The sequence below is a fragment of the Kribbella sp. NPDC059898 genome, from assembly GCF_042730855.1.
Lineage (GTDB): Bacteria > Actinomycetota > Actinomycetes > Propionibacteriales > Kribbellaceae > Kribbella.
The window spans coordinates 134,953-150,134 of the sequence record NZ_JBHWKR010000017.1 but is presented as its reverse complement, the minus strand read 5'-3'; the positions used below and the strand labels follow the sequence as shown (position 1 = coordinate 150,134).

The 15,182-nt window shown below is 68.1% G+C and carries 18 protein-coding genes and 1 riboswitch; of the genes, 9 read left to right on the top strand and 9 right to left on the bottom strand.

The annotated features are described in order from the left end of the window. The first annotated feature begins 4 nt into the window (after nucleotides 1-4). The 5 genes from ACFV9C_RS37880 (at nucleotide 5) to ACFV9C_RS37860 (ending at nucleotide 3,561) form a co-directional block, all read left to right on the top strand. On the top strand, nucleotides 5-313 hold the full coding sequence (locus ACFV9C_RS37880; RefSeq protein ID WP_380201555.1) for a DUF202 domain-containing protein: 309 nt from the start codon (nucleotides 5-7) through the stop codon (nucleotides 311-313). Between the two features lie 140 nt (nucleotides 314-453). Beyond that, nucleotides 454-1,086, top strand: a complete 633-nt coding sequence (locus tag ACFV9C_RS37875) for a DUF47 domain-containing protein (RefSeq protein ID WP_380201553.1) — start codon at nucleotides 454-456, stop codon at nucleotides 1,084-1,086. A 2-nt stretch (nucleotides 1,087-1,088) separates the two neighbouring features. Further along, nucleotides 1,089-2,087 (top strand): anion permease, encoded by a 999-nt coding sequence (locus tag ACFV9C_RS37870; protein WP_380201551.1) that lies wholly within the window; start codon nucleotides 1,089-1,091, stop codon nucleotides 2,085-2,087. A 90-nt stretch (nucleotides 2,088-2,177) separates the two neighbouring features. Then, nucleotides 2,178-3,314, top strand: coding sequence for an anion permease (locus tag ACFV9C_RS37865; protein ID WP_380201549.1), 1,137 nt, complete (start codon nucleotides 2,178-2,180; stop codon nucleotides 3,312-3,314). Nucleotides 3,315-3,327: 13 nt separating this feature from the next. Continuing rightward, a complete protein-coding gene (locus ACFV9C_RS37860) occupies nucleotides 3,328-3,561 on the top strand; it encodes a hypothetical protein (protein ID WP_380201547.1) in 234 nt (77 codons plus the stop codon). Here ACFV9C_RS37860 and ACFV9C_RS37855 read toward each other — a convergent pair whose 3' ends face one another. Further along, a complete protein-coding gene (locus ACFV9C_RS37855; protein ID WP_380201545.1) occupies nucleotides 3,562-4,086 on the bottom strand; it encodes a hypothetical protein in 525 nt (174 codons plus the stop codon). Between the two features lie 116 nt (nucleotides 4,087-4,202). Then, nucleotides 4,203-4,955, bottom strand: a complete 753-nt coding sequence (locus tag ACFV9C_RS37850) for a lysophospholipid acyltransferase family protein (RefSeq protein WP_380201543.1) — start codon at nucleotides 4,953-4,955, stop codon at nucleotides 4,203-4,205. Between the two features lie 27 nt (nucleotides 4,956-4,982). Beyond that, nucleotides 4,983-5,113: riboswitch (TPP riboswitch) on the top strand. On the opposite strand from ACFV9C_RS37850, the gene thiC reads away from it, so the two are divergent. From thiC to ACFV9C_RS37835, 3 genes are all read left to right on the top strand, one after another. Beyond that, nucleotides 5,105-6,706 carry a phosphomethylpyrimidine synthase ThiC gene (gene thiC / locus ACFV9C_RS37845; protein ID WP_380201541.1) on the top strand — a complete coding sequence of 534 codons (1,602 nt, stop codon included), beginning with the start codon at nucleotides 5,105-5,107 and terminating at the stop codon, nucleotides 6,704-6,706. It overlaps the preceding riboswitch by 9 nt. Before the next feature lie 130 nt (nucleotides 6,707-6,836). Next, nucleotides 6,837-7,436: a transposase gene (locus ACFV9C_RS37840; protein ID WP_380201539.1), complete on the top strand. Its 600-nt coding sequence runs from the start codon at nucleotides 6,837-6,839 to the stop codon at nucleotides 7,434-7,436. Further along, nucleotides 7,433-7,987, top strand: a complete 555-nt coding sequence (locus tag ACFV9C_RS37835; RefSeq protein ID WP_380201537.1) for a hypothetical protein — start codon at nucleotides 7,433-7,435, stop codon at nucleotides 7,985-7,987. The genes ACFV9C_RS37840 and ACFV9C_RS37835 overlap by 4 nt, the downstream gene beginning before the upstream one ends. A 56-nt stretch (nucleotides 7,988-8,043) precedes the next feature. Here the strand turns inward: ACFV9C_RS37835 and ACFV9C_RS37830 are convergent, their stop codons facing one another. Further along, on the bottom strand, nucleotides 8,044-8,802 hold the full coding sequence (locus ACFV9C_RS37830; RefSeq protein WP_380201535.1) for an RDD family protein: 759 nt from the start codon (nucleotides 8,800-8,802) through the stop codon (nucleotides 8,044-8,046). A 106-nt stretch (nucleotides 8,803-8,908) separates the two neighbouring features. On the opposite strand from ACFV9C_RS37830, the gene ACFV9C_RS37825 reads away from it, so the two are divergent. Then, a complete protein-coding gene (locus tag ACFV9C_RS37825) occupies nucleotides 8,909-9,349 on the top strand; it encodes a DUF2752 domain-containing protein (RefSeq protein WP_380201533.1) in 441 nt (146 codons plus the stop codon). Between the two features lie 33 nt (nucleotides 9,350-9,382). On the opposite strand, the gene ACFV9C_RS37820 is transcribed toward ACFV9C_RS37825, so the two are convergent. The 6 genes from ACFV9C_RS37820 to ACFV9C_RS37795 all read right to left on the bottom strand — a co-directional run bounded on the left by ACFV9C_RS37820 (nucleotide 9,383) and on the right by ACFV9C_RS37795 (nucleotide 15,126). Next, a complete protein-coding gene (locus tag ACFV9C_RS37820; protein ID WP_380201531.1) occupies nucleotides 9,383-9,913 on the bottom strand; it encodes a DUF4190 domain-containing protein in 531 nt (176 codons plus the stop codon). 147 nt (nucleotides 9,914-10,060) lie between these two features. Then, entirely contained in the window at nucleotides 10,061-10,837 is a 777-nt protein-coding gene (pstB, locus tag ACFV9C_RS37815; protein WP_380201529.1) for a phosphate ABC transporter ATP-binding protein PstB, read from the bottom strand. A 20-nt stretch (nucleotides 10,838-10,857) separates the two neighbouring features. Further along, nucleotides 10,858-11,778: a phosphate ABC transporter permease PstA gene (gene pstA, locus ACFV9C_RS37810; RefSeq protein WP_380201527.1), complete on the bottom strand. Its 921-nt coding sequence runs from the start codon at nucleotides 11,776-11,778 to the stop codon at nucleotides 10,858-10,860. Then, entirely contained in the window at nucleotides 11,775-12,773 is a 999-nt protein-coding gene (gene pstC / locus ACFV9C_RS37805) for a phosphate ABC transporter permease subunit PstC (protein WP_380201598.1), read from the bottom strand. Before pstC ends, pstA begins: the two co-directional genes overlap by 4 nt. A 398-nt stretch (nucleotides 12,774-13,171) precedes the next feature. Next, on the bottom strand, nucleotides 13,172-14,293 hold the full coding sequence (gene pstS / locus ACFV9C_RS37800) for a phosphate ABC transporter substrate-binding protein PstS (RefSeq protein ID WP_380201525.1): 1,122 nt from the start codon (nucleotides 14,291-14,293) through the stop codon (nucleotides 13,172-13,174). 368 nt (nucleotides 14,294-14,661) lie between these two features. After that, complete coding sequence (locus ACFV9C_RS37795; RefSeq protein WP_380201523.1) at nucleotides 14,662-15,126, bottom strand: bifunctional nuclease family protein; 465 nt, start codon at nucleotides 15,124-15,126, stop codon at nucleotides 14,662-14,664. Nucleotides 15,127-15,182 lie beyond the last annotated feature (56 nt).

Below are 15,182 nucleotides of genomic sequence, written 5' to 3'. Positions count from 1 at the left end.
GGGAATGAGCACACCGGATCCAGGGCGGCAGCCGGAGCGGACGCTGCTCGCGTGGCGCCGTACGGCGCTCGGACTGATTGCCAACGGCATGCTGTTGCTCGCCTCCGGCCACGGGTCGTCAGAGGTCCGGACCGGTCTCGGAATCGTCGTTCTGGTGCTCTCCCTGGGCTGCTGGACCGCGGTCAGCGCCGTCTACCGGCGGTCCAGGGGCGGCGCCGTGCACCACCTCGGGCACGAGCAGGTGCTCCGGGTCGCGGCCGGTCTGGTGCTCGTCGTCGGGCTCTTCGACCTGTACGCCGTACTCACTCGATGAAACCGATCGGTTACCGACAGTGCGGGATCGGAAAGGCCAGTTCATAACGACGCGATACGTTGACCCGGCCGGATGCCGCGTCAGCGGTCCGTTCCCCCTAGCATGTTCACGGTTTGTCCCTCGTTCACCCGGAGCTTGAAGTGCCGTTACGTCTGCGTCCGAACGACCCGACGTTCTACGACCTTTTCACCGAGTCCGCCAACCACCTCGTGGACGGATCCCGGATCCTGGCGGAGCTGCTCGGCAGTACGGCGGGTACCGGGCTGTCCGCCAGCCACCAGATCGCCGCCCAGATGAAGGACGCGGAACACGCGGCCGACGAGACCACGCACTCGATCATCCGGCGGGTCAACTCGACGTTCGTGACGCCGTTCGACCGCGAGGACATCTACCGGCTGGCCTCGGACCTCGACGACGTCATGGACTTCATGGAGGAGGCCGTCGACTCGGTCCACCTGTTCAACCTGGAGAAGCTGCCGGAGGAGATCGCCGAGCAGATCGAGGTGCTCCAGCGGGCCGCCCAGCTGACCGCCGAGACGATGCCGCGGCTGCGCACCATGAAGGACCTGGCCGAGTACTGGATCGAGATCAACCGGCTGGAGAACACCGGCGACGCGGTCCACCGGCGGCTGATCGCCAAGCTGTTCAGCGGCGAGTACGAGGCCCTCACGGTGATGAAGGTGAAGACCGTGGTCGACCTGCTGGAGGCCGCGATCGACGCCTTCGAGAGCGTCGCGAACACGGTCGAGCAGATCGCGGTCAAGGAGAGCTGAGCGTGGAGTTCACGCTCGTCATCGCCGTCGTCGTCATCGCGCTCGCGTTCGACTACACCAACGGCTTCCACGACGCCGCGAACGCGATCGCGACGTCGGTGTCCACCCGGGCGCTGACACCGCGGGTCGCGCTGGCGATGGCGGCGGCCTGCAACTTCCTCGGCGCGCTGGCCGGCACCGAGGTGGCCGAGACCATCGGCAAGGGCATCATCTCCACGCCGAGCGGCAAGCACGGCCTGGTGATCGTGATCGCCGCCCTGGTCGGCGCCATCACCTGGAACCTGATCACCTGGTACTTCGGCCTGCCCAGCTCCTCGACGCACGCGCTGATCGGCGGACTGGTCGGCGCCGGGCTGGCGTCGACGAGCACCGTGCTGTGGTCCGGCATCCTCGACAAGGTCGTGATCCCGATGGTGCTGTCGCCGGCCGTCGGCTTCACCGGCGCGTTCCTGCTGATGGTCGGCATCCTCTGGCTCTTCCGGAACAGCAACCCCGGCAAGACCACGCGCGGCTTCCGGATGGCGCAGTCGCTGTCGGCCGCCGCGATGGCGCTCGGTCACGGTCTGCAGGACGCGCAGAAGACGATGGGCGTGATCTTCCTGGCGCTGGTCACCACCGGGCACGCACAGCAGAACGAGGGTGTGCCGCTGTGGGTCAAGATCGCCGCGGCGACCGCGATCTCGCTGGGGACGTACTCCGGCGGCTGGCGGATCATGCGGACGCTCGGCCGCCGGATCATCCACCTGGACCCGGCCCGCGGGTTCGCGTCCGAGGCGATCTCGGCCGCTGTCCTCTACGTGATGGCGATCGGCCTGCACGCCCCGGTCTCGACCACCCACACGATCACCTCCGCGGTGATGGGCGCCGGCGCCACCAAGCGGCTGTCCGCGGTCCGCTGGGGCGTCGCCAAGGGCATCGTCACCGCCTGGATCCTGACCATCCCCGCGGCCGGCGTCGTGGCTGCCCTGGTCTACGGCCTGGTCCATCTGATCTTGGAGTAAATTCCCTGGACCGGTTCATTTCAAATTCACTCACCGGGCCTACCGTCGATCGACGTTGCTGATCGTCCGCCCTAGGGGAAGTGATCGCGAATGGACCTGTCGTTCCTCGTCGTCGTGGTGATCGTCACCGCGTTGGTGTTCGACTTCACCAACGGGTTCCACGACACAGCCAATGCGATGGCGACGTCGATCGCCACCGGTGCACTCAAGCCGAAGGTCGCGGTCGCGGTGTCCGCGGTGCTGAACCTGGTCGGCGCGTTCATCTCCACCGAGGTGGCCAAGACGATCTCGAGCGGCATCGTCGACGACGCCAAGGTGACCGTCCCGGTGATCTTCGGCGGCCTGGTCGGCGCCATCCTGTGGAACCTGATGACCTGGTACGTCGGCCTGCCGAGCTCCTCGTCGCACGCGCTCTTCGGCGGGCTGATCGGCGCGACCTGGATCGCGTCCGGGAGCAGTGCCGTACATTTCGGCACCGTCGTACAGAAGATCATCATCCCGGCCGTCGCGGCCCCGATCGTGGCCGGTGTGGTCGCGCTGCTCGGGACCTTCCTGGCGTACAAGATCACCGCGCGGGCCCGGAAGAAGTCGGTCGAGGACGGGTTCCGCGCCGGCCAGATCGCGTCCGCCTCACTGGTGTCGCTGGCGCACGGCACCGGTGACGCGCAGAAGACGATGGGTGTCATCACGCTGGTGCTGATCACGTCGGGCAGCCTGCACTCCGGCGCCCGGCCGCCGATCTGGGTGATCCTGGCGGCCGGTACGGCGATCGCGCTCGGCACCTACCTCGGCGGCTGGCGGATCATCCGGACGATGGGCAAGGGCCTGGCCGAGATCGAGTCGCCGCAGGGCTTCGCCGCGGAGACCAGCTCCACGTCGGTGCTGCTGATCTCGTCGCACCTGGGCTTCCCGCTGTCCACCACGCAGGTCTGCTCCGGCAGCATCCTCGGCGCGGGTCTCGGCAAGCGGCTCGCCGAGGTGCGCTGGACGGTCGCCGGCCGGATGGCCGTGGCCTGGCTGCTGACGCTGCCGGCCGCCGCGATCGTCGGCGCGCTGGCCGGCGAGGTGGCGGACTCCGGCAACCTCGGCGTCGTGATCATCGCCGTCCTGGCGATCGCCGCCGGTGGCGCGATCTACGCGGCCTCCCGGCGCCGCCCGGTGACCTCGGACAACGTCAACGAGTACCCGAGCTCGACCCCCGCCGCGACCACGCCCGCGGCGGCCTGAGAGGAGTACGGCGATGCACATCAACTGGAGTGCCCTCGGTGAGGTCGCGCTGGTCAGCCTGATCTTCGGCGTCGGCCTGGCGGTGCTGTTCGCGTTCGGAGTCACCGCGATGTCGCGGCGTGCGGTCGCGATCGACGAGAAGTGGCAGCCGTCGTTCGTGGACACGGGCGTTGCTGCGCTGTGTTTCGCGGCCTGCCTCGCGGCTGTGCTCTACGGGCTGTACCTGATCATCCCGCAGTTCCACTAGCTAGCGGTTCCAGCGGCGTACAGCCTTGGCGACGTCCCTAGCGCGGATGGAGCCGAGGTTGTACTCCCATGCGGCCAGCAGGCGGCTGCCGAGCACCTCTGCGTCCAGGAACGTGCGTGGGCGTACGGCGACCGCCCAGGTGGCCGCGGCCGCGTGCCCCTGCTGGTGGAGCAGGTGGTCGACGGTGGCCTCGATAAGGGTGCTCTGCTCGTCCGGCAGGCCGTCCGTGGCCCATTCCTGGACGATCTGCGGGTCGTCGGCCGTCATCCGCGCCAGGTAGGTCAGCGGGCCGCGCCAGAAGCCCTTGCTGCCGATGCTGTCCAGCGTCTCCAGCGGGAACCACCCGTTCTGGTTGCGCCGGCCGTTCACCGCGGACTCGATCTCGCGGGCGCGGTCGGCGGACAGGTCCCGGGTCGCCCAGTCCACGAAGTACGCGCCCGCGTCCGGGATGTGCTCGGCCACGTGCGGCGCAGGCGTCAGCGCACCGGGCTCGAAAAGATGGAGCTCTTCCGGTGAATCGAACACTTCCCTGCCCCCGCCTGCTCGAGTACGCGGGCCGCCGCGGCCGCCCACCGAACAGGAACCCCCCAGGTACCTGTTACCTCAACGAGTGCTTTCGTACCCTCGATCCGCCCCGAGGGTCAAGAGCTTCTCCGCCGTTCGGCCCGTCGCTCGAGCTCCTCGCGGTCCAGCCGCTCGGCCTCCTCCGGGGTCGGCGCGCCGCCGCCGTACGCGGCCGGCAGCCACCAGGCGCCCTGCGGCTGCTCCGGGTACCCGCGGATGCTCTCGTCGAGCATCCCGGCCATCGTCGAGCGCAGCCGGGTGGTGGCCTCGGCCGGGTCGTCGTCCGGCGTCACGGTGAGCGGAGCGCCGATGCTGATCGAGATCGGGCGGTGCCGCGTGAAGTCCCGCGGGTGGTCCTTGGTGAACATCCGCTGGGTGCCCCACAGGATCATCGGCAGTACCGGTACGCCGGCCTCCGCCGCCAGCCGGACCGTGCCGGACTTGAACTCCTTCAGCTCGAACGACCGGCTGATCGTCGCCTCCGGGAACACGCCGACCAGCTCGCCGGCCCGTAGGTAGTCGACGGCCGTCCGGTACGACGCCGCGCCCGCCTCCCGGTCCACCGGGATGTGGTGCATCCCCCGCATCAACGGACCGGAGTACCGGTTCCGGAACAGCACCTCTTTGGCCATGAAGCGGACGAGCCGCTTGGCGGGCACCGCGCCGTACCCGCCGAGGATGAAGTCGACGTAGCTGATGTGGTTGATCGCGATCAGTGCGCCGCCGGTGTGCGGGACGTGCTCGGTCCCGGTCCGGCGGATCTTCAGATCCAGGGCCAAGAAGGCGGTCTTGGCGAAGCCGATGACGGGTGGGTACACGAGGTCTCGCATGACCCGATTATGGTGGGCGCTGACAACTACAGACCGCGGGAGCTCGCACCGTAGTGGGCTGAGAGGGCGGCTGGACCCAGGAATCTGACCTGGCCGGCGCCGCCGACCGCAGAACCTGTCCGGGTAATTCCGGCGTAGGGAGCAGCAGCATGGTCACTGTCAGCACCGGTCCGATCTCGGGGTCGGAGAAGATCTATCGCGGCGAGCTCGGCGTACCGGCGCGGCGCGTCAACCTCACCAACGGCGAGTACTTCGACCTCTACGACACCTCGGGTCCGTACACCGACGCGTCCGCGCGGATCGACGTACAGGCCGGTCTGCCGCCGTTGCGGCGGAACTGGATCGCCGGGCGCTCCGGGCTGACCCAGCTCGGGCACGCGCGGGCCGGGACGATCACCGAGGAGATGCGGTACGTCGCCGTCCGGGAAGGGCTGGAGCCGGAGTTCGTCCGGGCGGAGGTGGCGCGCGGCCGGGCGGTGATCCCGGCGAACCGTTGCCACCCGGAGAGCGAACCGATGATCATCGGGAAGAAGTTCCTGGTGAAGGTGAACGCGAACATCGGCAACTCGGCCGTGTCCTCCTCGATCGAGGACGAGGTCGAGAAGCTGGTCTGGGCGACCCGGTGGGGCGCGGACACGGTGATGGACCTGTCCACCGGGAAGAACATCCACGAGACCCGCGAGTGGATCCTGCGGAACTCGCCGGTGCCGATCGGTACGGTCCCGCTCTACCAGGCGCTGGAGAAGGTGAAGGGCGATCCGGCGGCGCTGTCGTGGGAGGTGTACCGCGACACCGTGATCGAGCAGTGCGAGCAGGGCGTCGACTACATGACCGTGCACGCCGGCGTCCTGCTGCGGTACGTGCCGCTGACCGCGCGGCGGATCACCGGGATCGTGTCGCGGGGCGGTTCGATCATGGCGGCGTGGTGCCTCGCGCATCACCAGGAGTCCTTCCTGTACACGCATTTCGCGGAGCTGTGCGAGATCCTGCGGGAGTACGACGTGACGTTCTCGCTCGGCGACGGGCTGCGGCCCGGGTGTATCGCGGACGCGAACGACGAGGCGCAGTTCGCCGAGCTGCGGACGCTGGGGGAGCTGACCCGGATCGCCTGGGAGCACGACGTACAGGTGATGATCGAGGGGCCGGGACACGTGCCCATGCACAAGATCGCCGAGAACGTGCGGCTCGAGGAGGAGCTGTGCGGCGAGGCGCCGTTCTACACCTTGGGGCCGTTGGCAACTGATGTGGCGCCGGCCTACGACCACATCACGTCGGCGATCGGCGCGGCGCAGATCGGCTGGCTGGGTACGGCGATGCTCTGCTACGTCACGCCCAAGGAACACCTCGGCCTGCCGGACCGCGACGACGTGAAGACCGGTGTGATCACGTACAAGATCGCTGCCCACGCGGCCGATCTGGCGAAGGAGCATCCCGGCGCGCAGGCCTGGGACGACACGTTGTCCAAGGCAAGGTTCGAGTTCCGCTGGGAGGACCAGTTCAACCTCTCCCTGGATCCCGACACCGCGCGCTCCTTCCACGACGAGACCCTGCCCGCCGAGCCCGCGAAGACCGCACACTTCTGCTCGATGTGCGGCCCGAAGTTCTGCTCGATGCGCATCACCGCCGACATCCGCAAGTACGCCGAAGAACGCGGCCTGACCTCGACCGAAGCCATCGAAGCCGGCTTCGCCGAAATGTCCGACACGTTCCGCTCCACCGACCAGAAGCTCTACCTGCCGATCGCGGACTGACCGCGGCCCCGGTCCGGCCCGGCCCCTCGGGCCGGACACGGGGAGTGATCGGGGTGAATCGGTTCAGGTTCTGGCCTTCACTCTGAGTGAATAAGGTTGTAGCCTTAACCCATCGGAAGGAGGTCGGGTGATGGTGTTCGTACTCACGGTAGATCAGCGGGGCAGCCGAAGCACGAGTGATCTCGTACCCGAGCTGCTGACCGCCCTGAACCACCGGCCGCGGCGGACCGGGTTGTTACGCAAGTTCGAGCGGACCGCCGGGGACGAGGTGCAGGGCGTGCTGGACGAGGCGCGGGCCACCGTCGACGTGATCGTGGAGCTGCTGCGGTCGGACAGTTGGTACGTCGGCCTCGGCATCGGCGAGGTCAGCGAGCCACTGCCACGCAGTACCAGGGCCGGCAGCGGCGACGCGTTCGTATTCGCCCGGGAGGCGGTGACGCGGGCCAAGTCGAGCCCGCACCACGTGAACGTGGTCGGAGCGGACCCGCACGGCGCGGAGCAGGTGGAAACGGTGCTGTGGTTGATGGCGTCCGTACTGCGTCGCCGTAGCGAGCGCGGGTGGGCCGTGGCCGACCTGCTGGCCGAAGGACTCACCAGGCGGGAGATCGGCGTGAAACTCGGCATCAGCCAGTCGGCAGTCACCCAACGGGCCCAAGCGGCCGGGTACGCCGAGGAACAGCGCGGCCGGGTGCTCGCCGCGGACCTCCTCCATCACGGGGTCGCTGCGTGACGGCCCTGGTCCTCTCGCTGACCGCGGTCGCGTTCGTTCTCGCCGTACTGGCGTGGGTCCCCAAGTCTGGGTCCAACCTCGAGATCGCCATCAGCGGCGTCATGCTCGCCTGCCTGGCGGCTGTCGGCGTACTGCTGCTCGTCAGCGACGGTGTGGCCGGCTGGGCTGAGCAGTGGTGGGATTTGCTGCTACTGGTCGCGGGAGGGCTCGCAGTGGCCGGGGGAGGGCCGCTGACGACGTCTGTGCTGGCATTGGCGGACAGACGCAGTACACACGCCCAATCGACGCAGAAAGCCGGAGAGGTACTGCGTGGCGGCGCACTGATCGGTGCGCTCGAACGGCTGGCCGTCTACGCGTCGCTGGTGGCGGGCTGGCCGGAGGGCATTGCGATCGTGCTGGCCATCAAGGGGCTGGCCAGGTATCCGGAGCTGCGCAGCCCGGACCAGCCGGCCTCCGTCACTCCGCAGGCCGTCGCAGAACGCTTCATCATCGGCACGTTCACCAGCGTGCTGTGGGCAGTCACCTGCGCGGGCCTCTTACGCTCCCACTGACAGTTCTGAGCAGGACGCCGCGACCAGTTGTGGGTCGCGGCGTCCGGGTGTTGCGGTCAGAGCTTGACGACGTACGAGTTGTTGATCTTGTCCGCGAAGGTCTGCTTCTTCTCGTCCCACAGCGGCCACAGGAAGCCCAAGTAGCACGGCAGGGCATCGAGGATGTGGGTGATGTCGCGCAGGATCGTCTTGCCGATGCCGAGCGGCTGACCGGTGTCGGCGCCGACCAGCTTGATGTTGACGATCTTCTTGCCCCACGTCTGGCCGGTCTTGCCCTGCTGGATCCAGCGGTTGTAGACGAACAGGCCGAGACTGATCAGCGACAGGATCAGGCTGATGATGCTCACGCCGGTGCTCGTGTTGTTGCTCAGGGCGTTGGCGATACCGCTCGGGATGCCGACGATGAAACCGTCGATCAGGTAGCCGCCGACACGCAGCGGCCAGCTCGCCAGCTCACCGGACGGCGCACCGCCGTACCCGTAACCGGCCTGCCCGTACTGCCCAGGCTGACCGGGGAAGCCGGGCTGCTGCCCGTACTGTCCCGGCTGCTGCGGGTACCCGGGCTGCTGCCCGTAACCCGGCTGCTGGCCGTACCCAGGCTGCTGCCCGTACTGCCCAGGCTGCTGGCCGTACCCCGGCTGCTGCCCATAGCCCGGCTGCTGCTGCCCGGACCCGGGCTGCTGGCCGTACTGTCCCGGCTGTCCGGGCTGTTGACCGTACTGACCCTGTCCGGGCTGCTGCCCGTACTGGCCCGGCTGACCGGGCTGCTGGGGGTCTTGCGGGCCGTAACCCGGTGGTGGCGTCGGAGTGCTCACGACGATCCCTTCTGGCAATGGTGCATTGAGGAGTGAGTTGCAGGCTAATCGTCGGACGGATCAGATCCGCCGACGGATCCAGGTATTTGGGAGATACCTTTGTGTCGTGAGCGTCTCGCAGAGCGTCGTCCTCCGGCCCACCGGTCCGGTCCAGCCGCTGGACCGCCGGGTCTGGGGCCTGACCTCCGTCGGCGTCGGCGGGTTCCTGCTCGCCGGCGTGTACCAGCTGTCCGGACAGCGAATCGGTATCCCGTGCGTCCTGCACGCGACCACCGGCCTGAACTGCCCGCTCTGCGGGTCGACCCGGATGGCCGCGGCGATGCTCCGCGGAGACTTCGGCGGCGCCTGGCACTTCAACCCCGTGGTGTTCGTGCTCGGCCCGCTGATCGGCGTTGCCGTCGGCTACCAGGTGCTCGTCTGGGCGCTCGAGTCGCTCCGCCTGGTCAAGCTCCCGCGGCTGCGGATGAGCCGCCGGGCCGCCGACTGGACCGTCTACGGCATTGTTGCCCTGCTCATCGTGTACGGCGTCGCGCGCAACCTGGTCTGACCGGCGGGCGACACGTGCCGCCCGCCGTACCGGCTACTGGTTCTGCAGCCGGACGATGGTGCTGATGATGCCGATGATCAGCGCGACGATGCCGCCGATCCAGGCCACCCGCGCCAGCGTGTCGGGCTGACCCTGCTCGCGGAACTTGCCCTGCGCGACGATGCCCAGGATGATCGCGGCCGGGGAGCAGCAGAACCAGCAGACGATGCCGATGATCGACAGGATCTTCGGCGTGTTGCTCGGCGGCGTGACGTTGCCGTAGCCGGCGTTCCCACCGGGGTACTGACCGTAGCTGCCGGGCTGCTGGCCATAGCCGCCGGGCTGCTGCCCGTACCCGCCGGGCTGCTGCTGGCCGTACGCACCAGGCTGCTGCTGACCGTAGGCACCGGGCTGCTGCTGACCGTAGCCGCCAGGCTCCTGCTGACCGTAACCTGGCTGCTGGCCGTAGCCCGGTTGCCCTGGCTGGCCGGGCTGGCCGTACTGACCCGGCTGCTGCCCGGGATAGCCCTCCGGTCCGTTCGGGTTGTTCTGGTCGTCGCCGGGAGGTGGCGTCGGTGTGCTCACCGCGGTTCCCTTCTGAGAACGTCGTGGAATCAGCGCAGCCTATCTTTTCCGCAGGTTCGCAGTCATGCCCCCACACCGGGGCCCGGAAACGGCGACGGCCGCCACGACAGGGCGTCGCAGCGGCCGTTCGCGGAGTAACAGGACGGATCAGCCGAAGCGGCCGGTGATGTAGTCCTCGGTCGCCTTCTCGGTCGGGTTGGAGAAGATCTGCTTGGTCGGGGCCATCTCGATCAGCCGCCCCGGCTTGCCGGTCGCTGCCAGGTTGAAGAACGCGGTCTGGTCGGAGACCCGGGCCGCCTGCTGCATGTTGTGCGTGACGATGACGACCGTGAACTTGTCCTTCAGCTTCTCGATCAGGTCCTCGATCGCCAGCGTGGAGATCGGGTCCAGGGCCGAGCAGGGCTCGTCCATCAGGATCACCTCGGGCTCGACCGCGATCGCCCGGGCGATGCAGAGCCGCTGCTGCTGACCACCGGACAGGCCCGCGCCGGGCTTGTCCAGCCGGTCCTTGACCTCGTTCCACAGGTTGGCGCCCTGCAGGGACTGCTCGACCACCTGGGTGAGCTTCTTCTTGTCCTTGACGCCGTTCAGCTTCAGCCCGGACGCGACGTTGTCGAAGATCGACATGGTCGGGAACGGGTTCGGCCGCTGGAACACCATGCCGACGACGCGGCGGACCGCGACCGGGTCGACCCCGTTGCCGTACAGGTCCTGCTGGTCCAGCGTCACCTTGCCCTCGACGCGGGCACCCGGGATCACCTCGTGCATCCGGTTCAGGGTCCGCAGGAAGGTGGACTTGCCGCAGCCGGACGGGCCGATGAACGCGGTGACCGAGCGGGGCTCGATCGTCATCGACACGTCCTCGACGGCCTTGAAGTCGCCGTAGTAGACGTTGAGGCCGCTGACCTCGATGCGCTTAGCCATAACGGAAAGGGAACCTCTCGCTATTTCGACTTGACGGCGCTGAACCGGGCAACGACCCGGGCCAGCAGGTTGAGGACGAGGACCAGCAGGATCAGCGTGAGTGCCGCCGCCCAGACGCGGTCGTTGGCCGGCTGCAGGGCCATGTCGTTGCGGTCCTGGTTGATCATCGTCGGCAGCGCGCCCATGAAGCCGCTGAACGGGTTCAGGTTGATGTTCTTCGAGTAGCCGACCAGGATCAGCAGCGGCGCGGTCTCACCCATCACGCGGGCCAGACCGAGCATCACGCCGGTGACGATGCCGCCGAACGCCGTCGGTACGACGACCTTCAGGATCGTCTTCCACTTCGGGACACCGAGCGCGTACGACGCCTCGCGCAATTCGTCCGGCACCAGCTTGAGCATCTCCTCGGTGGACCGGAGTACGACCGGGAGCATCAGCAGCACCAGCGACAGCGACACCGCGAAACCGACCCGGTTGAAGCCGAACACCGTGATCCAGACCGCGTACACGAACAGCGCGGCGACGATCGACGGGACACCGGTGAGGATGTCGATCATGAAGCTGACCACTCGGGCGGCCCGGGTGCCCTTGGCGTACTCGACCAGGTAGACCGCGCCGAGGATCGCGATCGGTACCGCGATCACGGCGGTGATCAGGCCCATGATCAGCGTGCCCATGATCGCGTGGTACGCGCCGCCGCCCTCGCGCCGGACGGTGACGCCGCGCTGCGACTGGTTCCACCAGTCCGCGCTCAGCAGCAGGTGGTAGCCCTTGGTCACAACGGTGTAGAGGATCCACAGCAGCGGAATCATCGCCAGTACGAAGGCCAGCACCATCAGCACGGTCGCCAGCGTGTTCTTGAACGCCCGCACACCGGACTTGCCGGACAGGTCCAGGGCCCGGCCGTCGTACGCCGCCTTGTCGGCTGTCGCAGTGGTCATGACTCGGCTCCTTCGGCAGCAGTGGACGATCCGGCGCGCCGGTTGCGGCGGGGCCGCCGCGAGCCCGGGGTGCTGCGCTCGACGATGATCCGCGCGATCGAGTTGACCAAGAAGGTCACCACGAACAGCACCAGACCGGCCGCGATGTACGCGCCGGTCTTCTCCGGCGAGTCGAACTCCGCCGCGTTGTTGGCGATCTTCGACGCGAACGTCTCGCCGCCGGCGAAGATCGACGAGTTCCACGGGTCGTTGGCGTTCGGCACCGACAGGATGATCAGTACGGCGACGGTCTCGCCGAGCGCCCGGCCGAGGCCGAGCATCGAGGCGCTGACCACACCGGAGCGACCGTACGGCAGCACTGCCATCCGGATCATCTCCCACTTGGTGGACCCGAGTGCCAGCGCGCCCTCGCGGTGCGCGATCGGCGTCTGCGCGAAGATCTCCCGGCTGATCGCGGTGACCACCGGGAGGATCATGATCGCCAGCACTACCGACGCCGTGAAGACCACCCCGACGTCGCCGGTGGCCGAGGCCTTGAACACCGGGATCCAGCCGAGCGCGTCGGAGATCCCGTTGATCACCGGGCGCAGGATCGGCGCGAAGAACAGGATGCCCCAGAGGCCGTAGATGATCGACGGTACGGCGGCCAGCAGGTCGACCGCGTGCGCGACCGGTGACGCCAGCCGCTTCGGGGCGTAGTACGTGACGAACAGCGCGACGCCGACCGCGATCGGTACCGCGATCAGCATGGCGATGATCGAGCTCACCACGGTGGTGTAGAAGAGTGCGGCGATACCGAACTGCGGGTTGTCGCCGCCCGGGTTCCAGACCCGGGAGAACAGGAAGCTGCTCTTGTCCCCGGCCAGCGCCGGGATCGCCAGCGCCAGCAGGAAGATGCCGACGAAGGCGACGATCAGCACCACCAGGCCGCCGGAGCCGCGGGCGAGCCCGCCGAACAACCGGTCGCCCAGGTGACCGACCGGGCCGAGGGCCAGGGCACGGTCGTCGTCGGCCTTCGCGGCGGGCGCGGCCGGCGTACCCTCCGTGCTCTCGACGCCGGACTCGGTCAGTACCTCGGTGGACTGCTGCGCCGCTTCGTGTGCGGCGTGTTCGGTGGCCAGGCCGCCGAACTGCGGGGTCGGGCCGGCGTCCTCGTGGACCAGATCCTCGATCGAGGGATCGGTCTGGCCGGTGGCCGGGTCTGCCGCGGCCACCTGGTCCGCGGCCGTGCCGTCCGGCCGGTCGGGCGGTGCCGTGCCGTCTGGACTACTCATCGATGGTGCTCCAAGCGCCTGAGTCGTGACGTGTGCCGTTGTGTCGCTTCAGTGGCACGAGCCCCGGCCGCCTCCGATGACTCGGACCGGCCGGGGCTCGCATCAGTACTGCTTCGCGATCAGCTGATCGCCTGGATCGCGGCGTCGACCTTGGTCTGGATCTCGGCCGGGAGCGGCGCGTAGTTCAGGTCGGTCAGCGACGACTGGCCGTCCTTGCCGACGAAGTAGCTCAGGAAGCTCTTCACCAGCGCGGTCTTCTCGGCCGGAAGACCCTTGGTGCAGGCGATCTCGTAGGTGACCAGGATGATCGGGTAGGCACCCGGGGCCTTGGTCGCGTAGTCCAGCTTCAGCGCTAGGTCCTTGCCGGTCGCGTCGGCCGGGGCGGCCGCGGCCAGCGCCTTACCGGCGGACTCGGCGGACAGGTCGACAGGGGTGCCGGAGCCGTTGTCGATCGAGGCGACGCCGAGCTTGTTGTCGACGGCGTACGACCACTCGACGTAGGTGATCGAGTTCTTGGTGCTCTTCACGCCCTCGGCGACACCCGCCGACTTCTCCTTGCCGGAGCCGGTGCCGGTCCACTTCTTGGCGGGGTCCTTCGTCCAGACGCCACCGCCGGCGGCCTTCAGGTACTTGGTGAAGTTCTCGGTCGTGCCGGACTCGTCCGAGCGGAAGAACACCGCGATCGGCGACGACGGCAGCGTGACGCCGGAGTTCAGCTTGGCGATCGCCGGGTCGTTCCAGGTCTTGATCGCGCCGCTGAAGATCTTCGCGGCGGTCGGGCCGTCGAGGGTCAGCTTGGTGACCCCGTCGACGTTGTAGGCGATCGCGATCGGGCCGATGACCATCGGAAGGTCGATGGCCGCGTTACCCGCGCAACGCTTCGTGGCGGCGGTCATCTCGTCCGGCTTCAGGGCCGAGTCGGAGCCGGCGAAGTCGACCTGGTTCGCGTTGAACTGCTTGATACCCGCGCCGGAGCCGGTCGGGTTGTAGTTCACCGTGACGTCGGCGCACTTCTCGTTGTACTTGCTGATGACCTCTTCGATGGCGTTCTTCTGCGCCGAGGAACCCTCGGCGTTGAGGGTGCCCTTGGGGCACTCGGTACCGGCGCTGGACGACGACGAACCTGCCGACGGCGAGGACGAGCCGGACGACTGGGGGTCGCTGCCACAGGCGCTGAGGGCCAGGACGCCGATGGAAGCCACGGCGACGGAGCCGACGCGGAACAGGCGATTGACGGACACGAGAGTGTTGCCCTTCTGCGGGAATCAGACTTCTGAACTTCCACAGACGGTAGGGAGACCAGGTGACGCGGCGGTCCGTCGTTGGTGAACGAGCGGTGAACGGTTCCGGTAGCGTGTGCGACGGCTGGCGTGCCGACAGGCGGCCAACAGGTGAACTGAGTTAAGAGCCGTCACTCTTGGTACATGTAAACGGCTTCTCTCTCACGTTTCGGTAACGCTCAGCGCATCGATCCCGTGAACGACCGATTCCCCCACGGCCCGCGGCACAAGTTGCCCGGACAGGCATACCGTAGTACGCCGTCATGCCACCGTCGGTGCCTCGTTCATAACTTGCCGGTCACATCATTGGTCAGACCAATTGACGGGTGTCAGCTGGAGAAGTCCTCCGGGGCGACGCCGTCCAGGAACTCCCGGAAGCGCTCCAGCTCGGCCTGCTCCTCCTCGGGAGTGGCGACGCCGGCCTCCCGCAGTACCTCTTCGGTGCAGCGGATCGGCGTACCCAGGCGGACCGCGAGCGCGACCGAGTCGCTCGGTCTGGCCGACACCCGGGCGCCGTTGGCGAGCACGAGCTCGGCGTAGAACACCGCGTCCCGGAGCTCGACGATCTCGACCGCGTCGATGTGGACGTCGAACGCCTGGATCAGGTCCCGCATCAGGTCGTGGGTGAGCGGGCGCGACGGACGCAGGCCCTGCTCCTCGTACGCGATCGCCGTCGCCTCGACCGAGCCGATCGAGATCGGCAGGTAGCGGTAGCCCTCGGTCTCGCGCAGCATCATCACCGGGGCCCGGTTGGGCGATTCCATCCGGATCCCGATCAGTGTCAGTTCTCGCATCATCGTCATGGTGCGCCCCGAACCTCTCCTCAGACCAGCACCCGGTGGGACGCCGG

Bases quoted from the DNA above. Each gene is read 5' to 3' on its own strand.
- ACFV9C_RS37880 (WP_380201555.1), top strand. From the start codon at position 5: ATGAGCACACCGGATCCAGGGCGGCAGCCGGAGCGGACGCTGCTCGCG.
- ACFV9C_RS37865 (WP_380201549.1), top strand. From the start codon at position 2,178: ATGGACCTGTCGTTCCTCGTCGTCGTGGTGATCGTCACCGCGTTGGTG.
- ACFV9C_RS37860 (WP_380201547.1), top strand. From the start codon at position 3,328: ATGCACATCAACTGGAGTGCCCTCGGTGAGGTCGCGCTGGTCAGCCTG.
- ACFV9C_RS37850 (WP_380201543.1), bottom strand. From the start codon at position 4,955: ATGCGAGACCTCGTGTACCCACCCGTCATCGGCTTCGCCAAGACCGCC.
- thiC (WP_380201541.1), top strand. From the start codon at position 5,105: ATGGTCACTGTCAGCACCGGTCCGATCTCGGGGTCGGAGAAGATCTAT.
- ACFV9C_RS37840 (WP_380201539.1), top strand. From the start codon at position 6,837: ATGGTGTTCGTACTCACGGTAGATCAGCGGGGCAGCCGAAGCACGAGT.
- pstB (WP_380201529.1), bottom strand. From the start codon at position 10,837: ATGGCTAAGCGCATCGAGGTCAGCGGCCTCAACGTCTACTACGGCGAC.
- pstA (WP_380201527.1), bottom strand. From the start codon at position 11,778: ATGACCACTGCGACAGCCGACAAGGCGGCGTACGACGGCCGGGCCCTG.
- ACFV9C_RS37795 (WP_380201523.1), bottom strand. From the start codon at position 15,126: ATGCGAGAACTGACACTGATCGGGATCCGGATGGAATCGCCCAACCGG.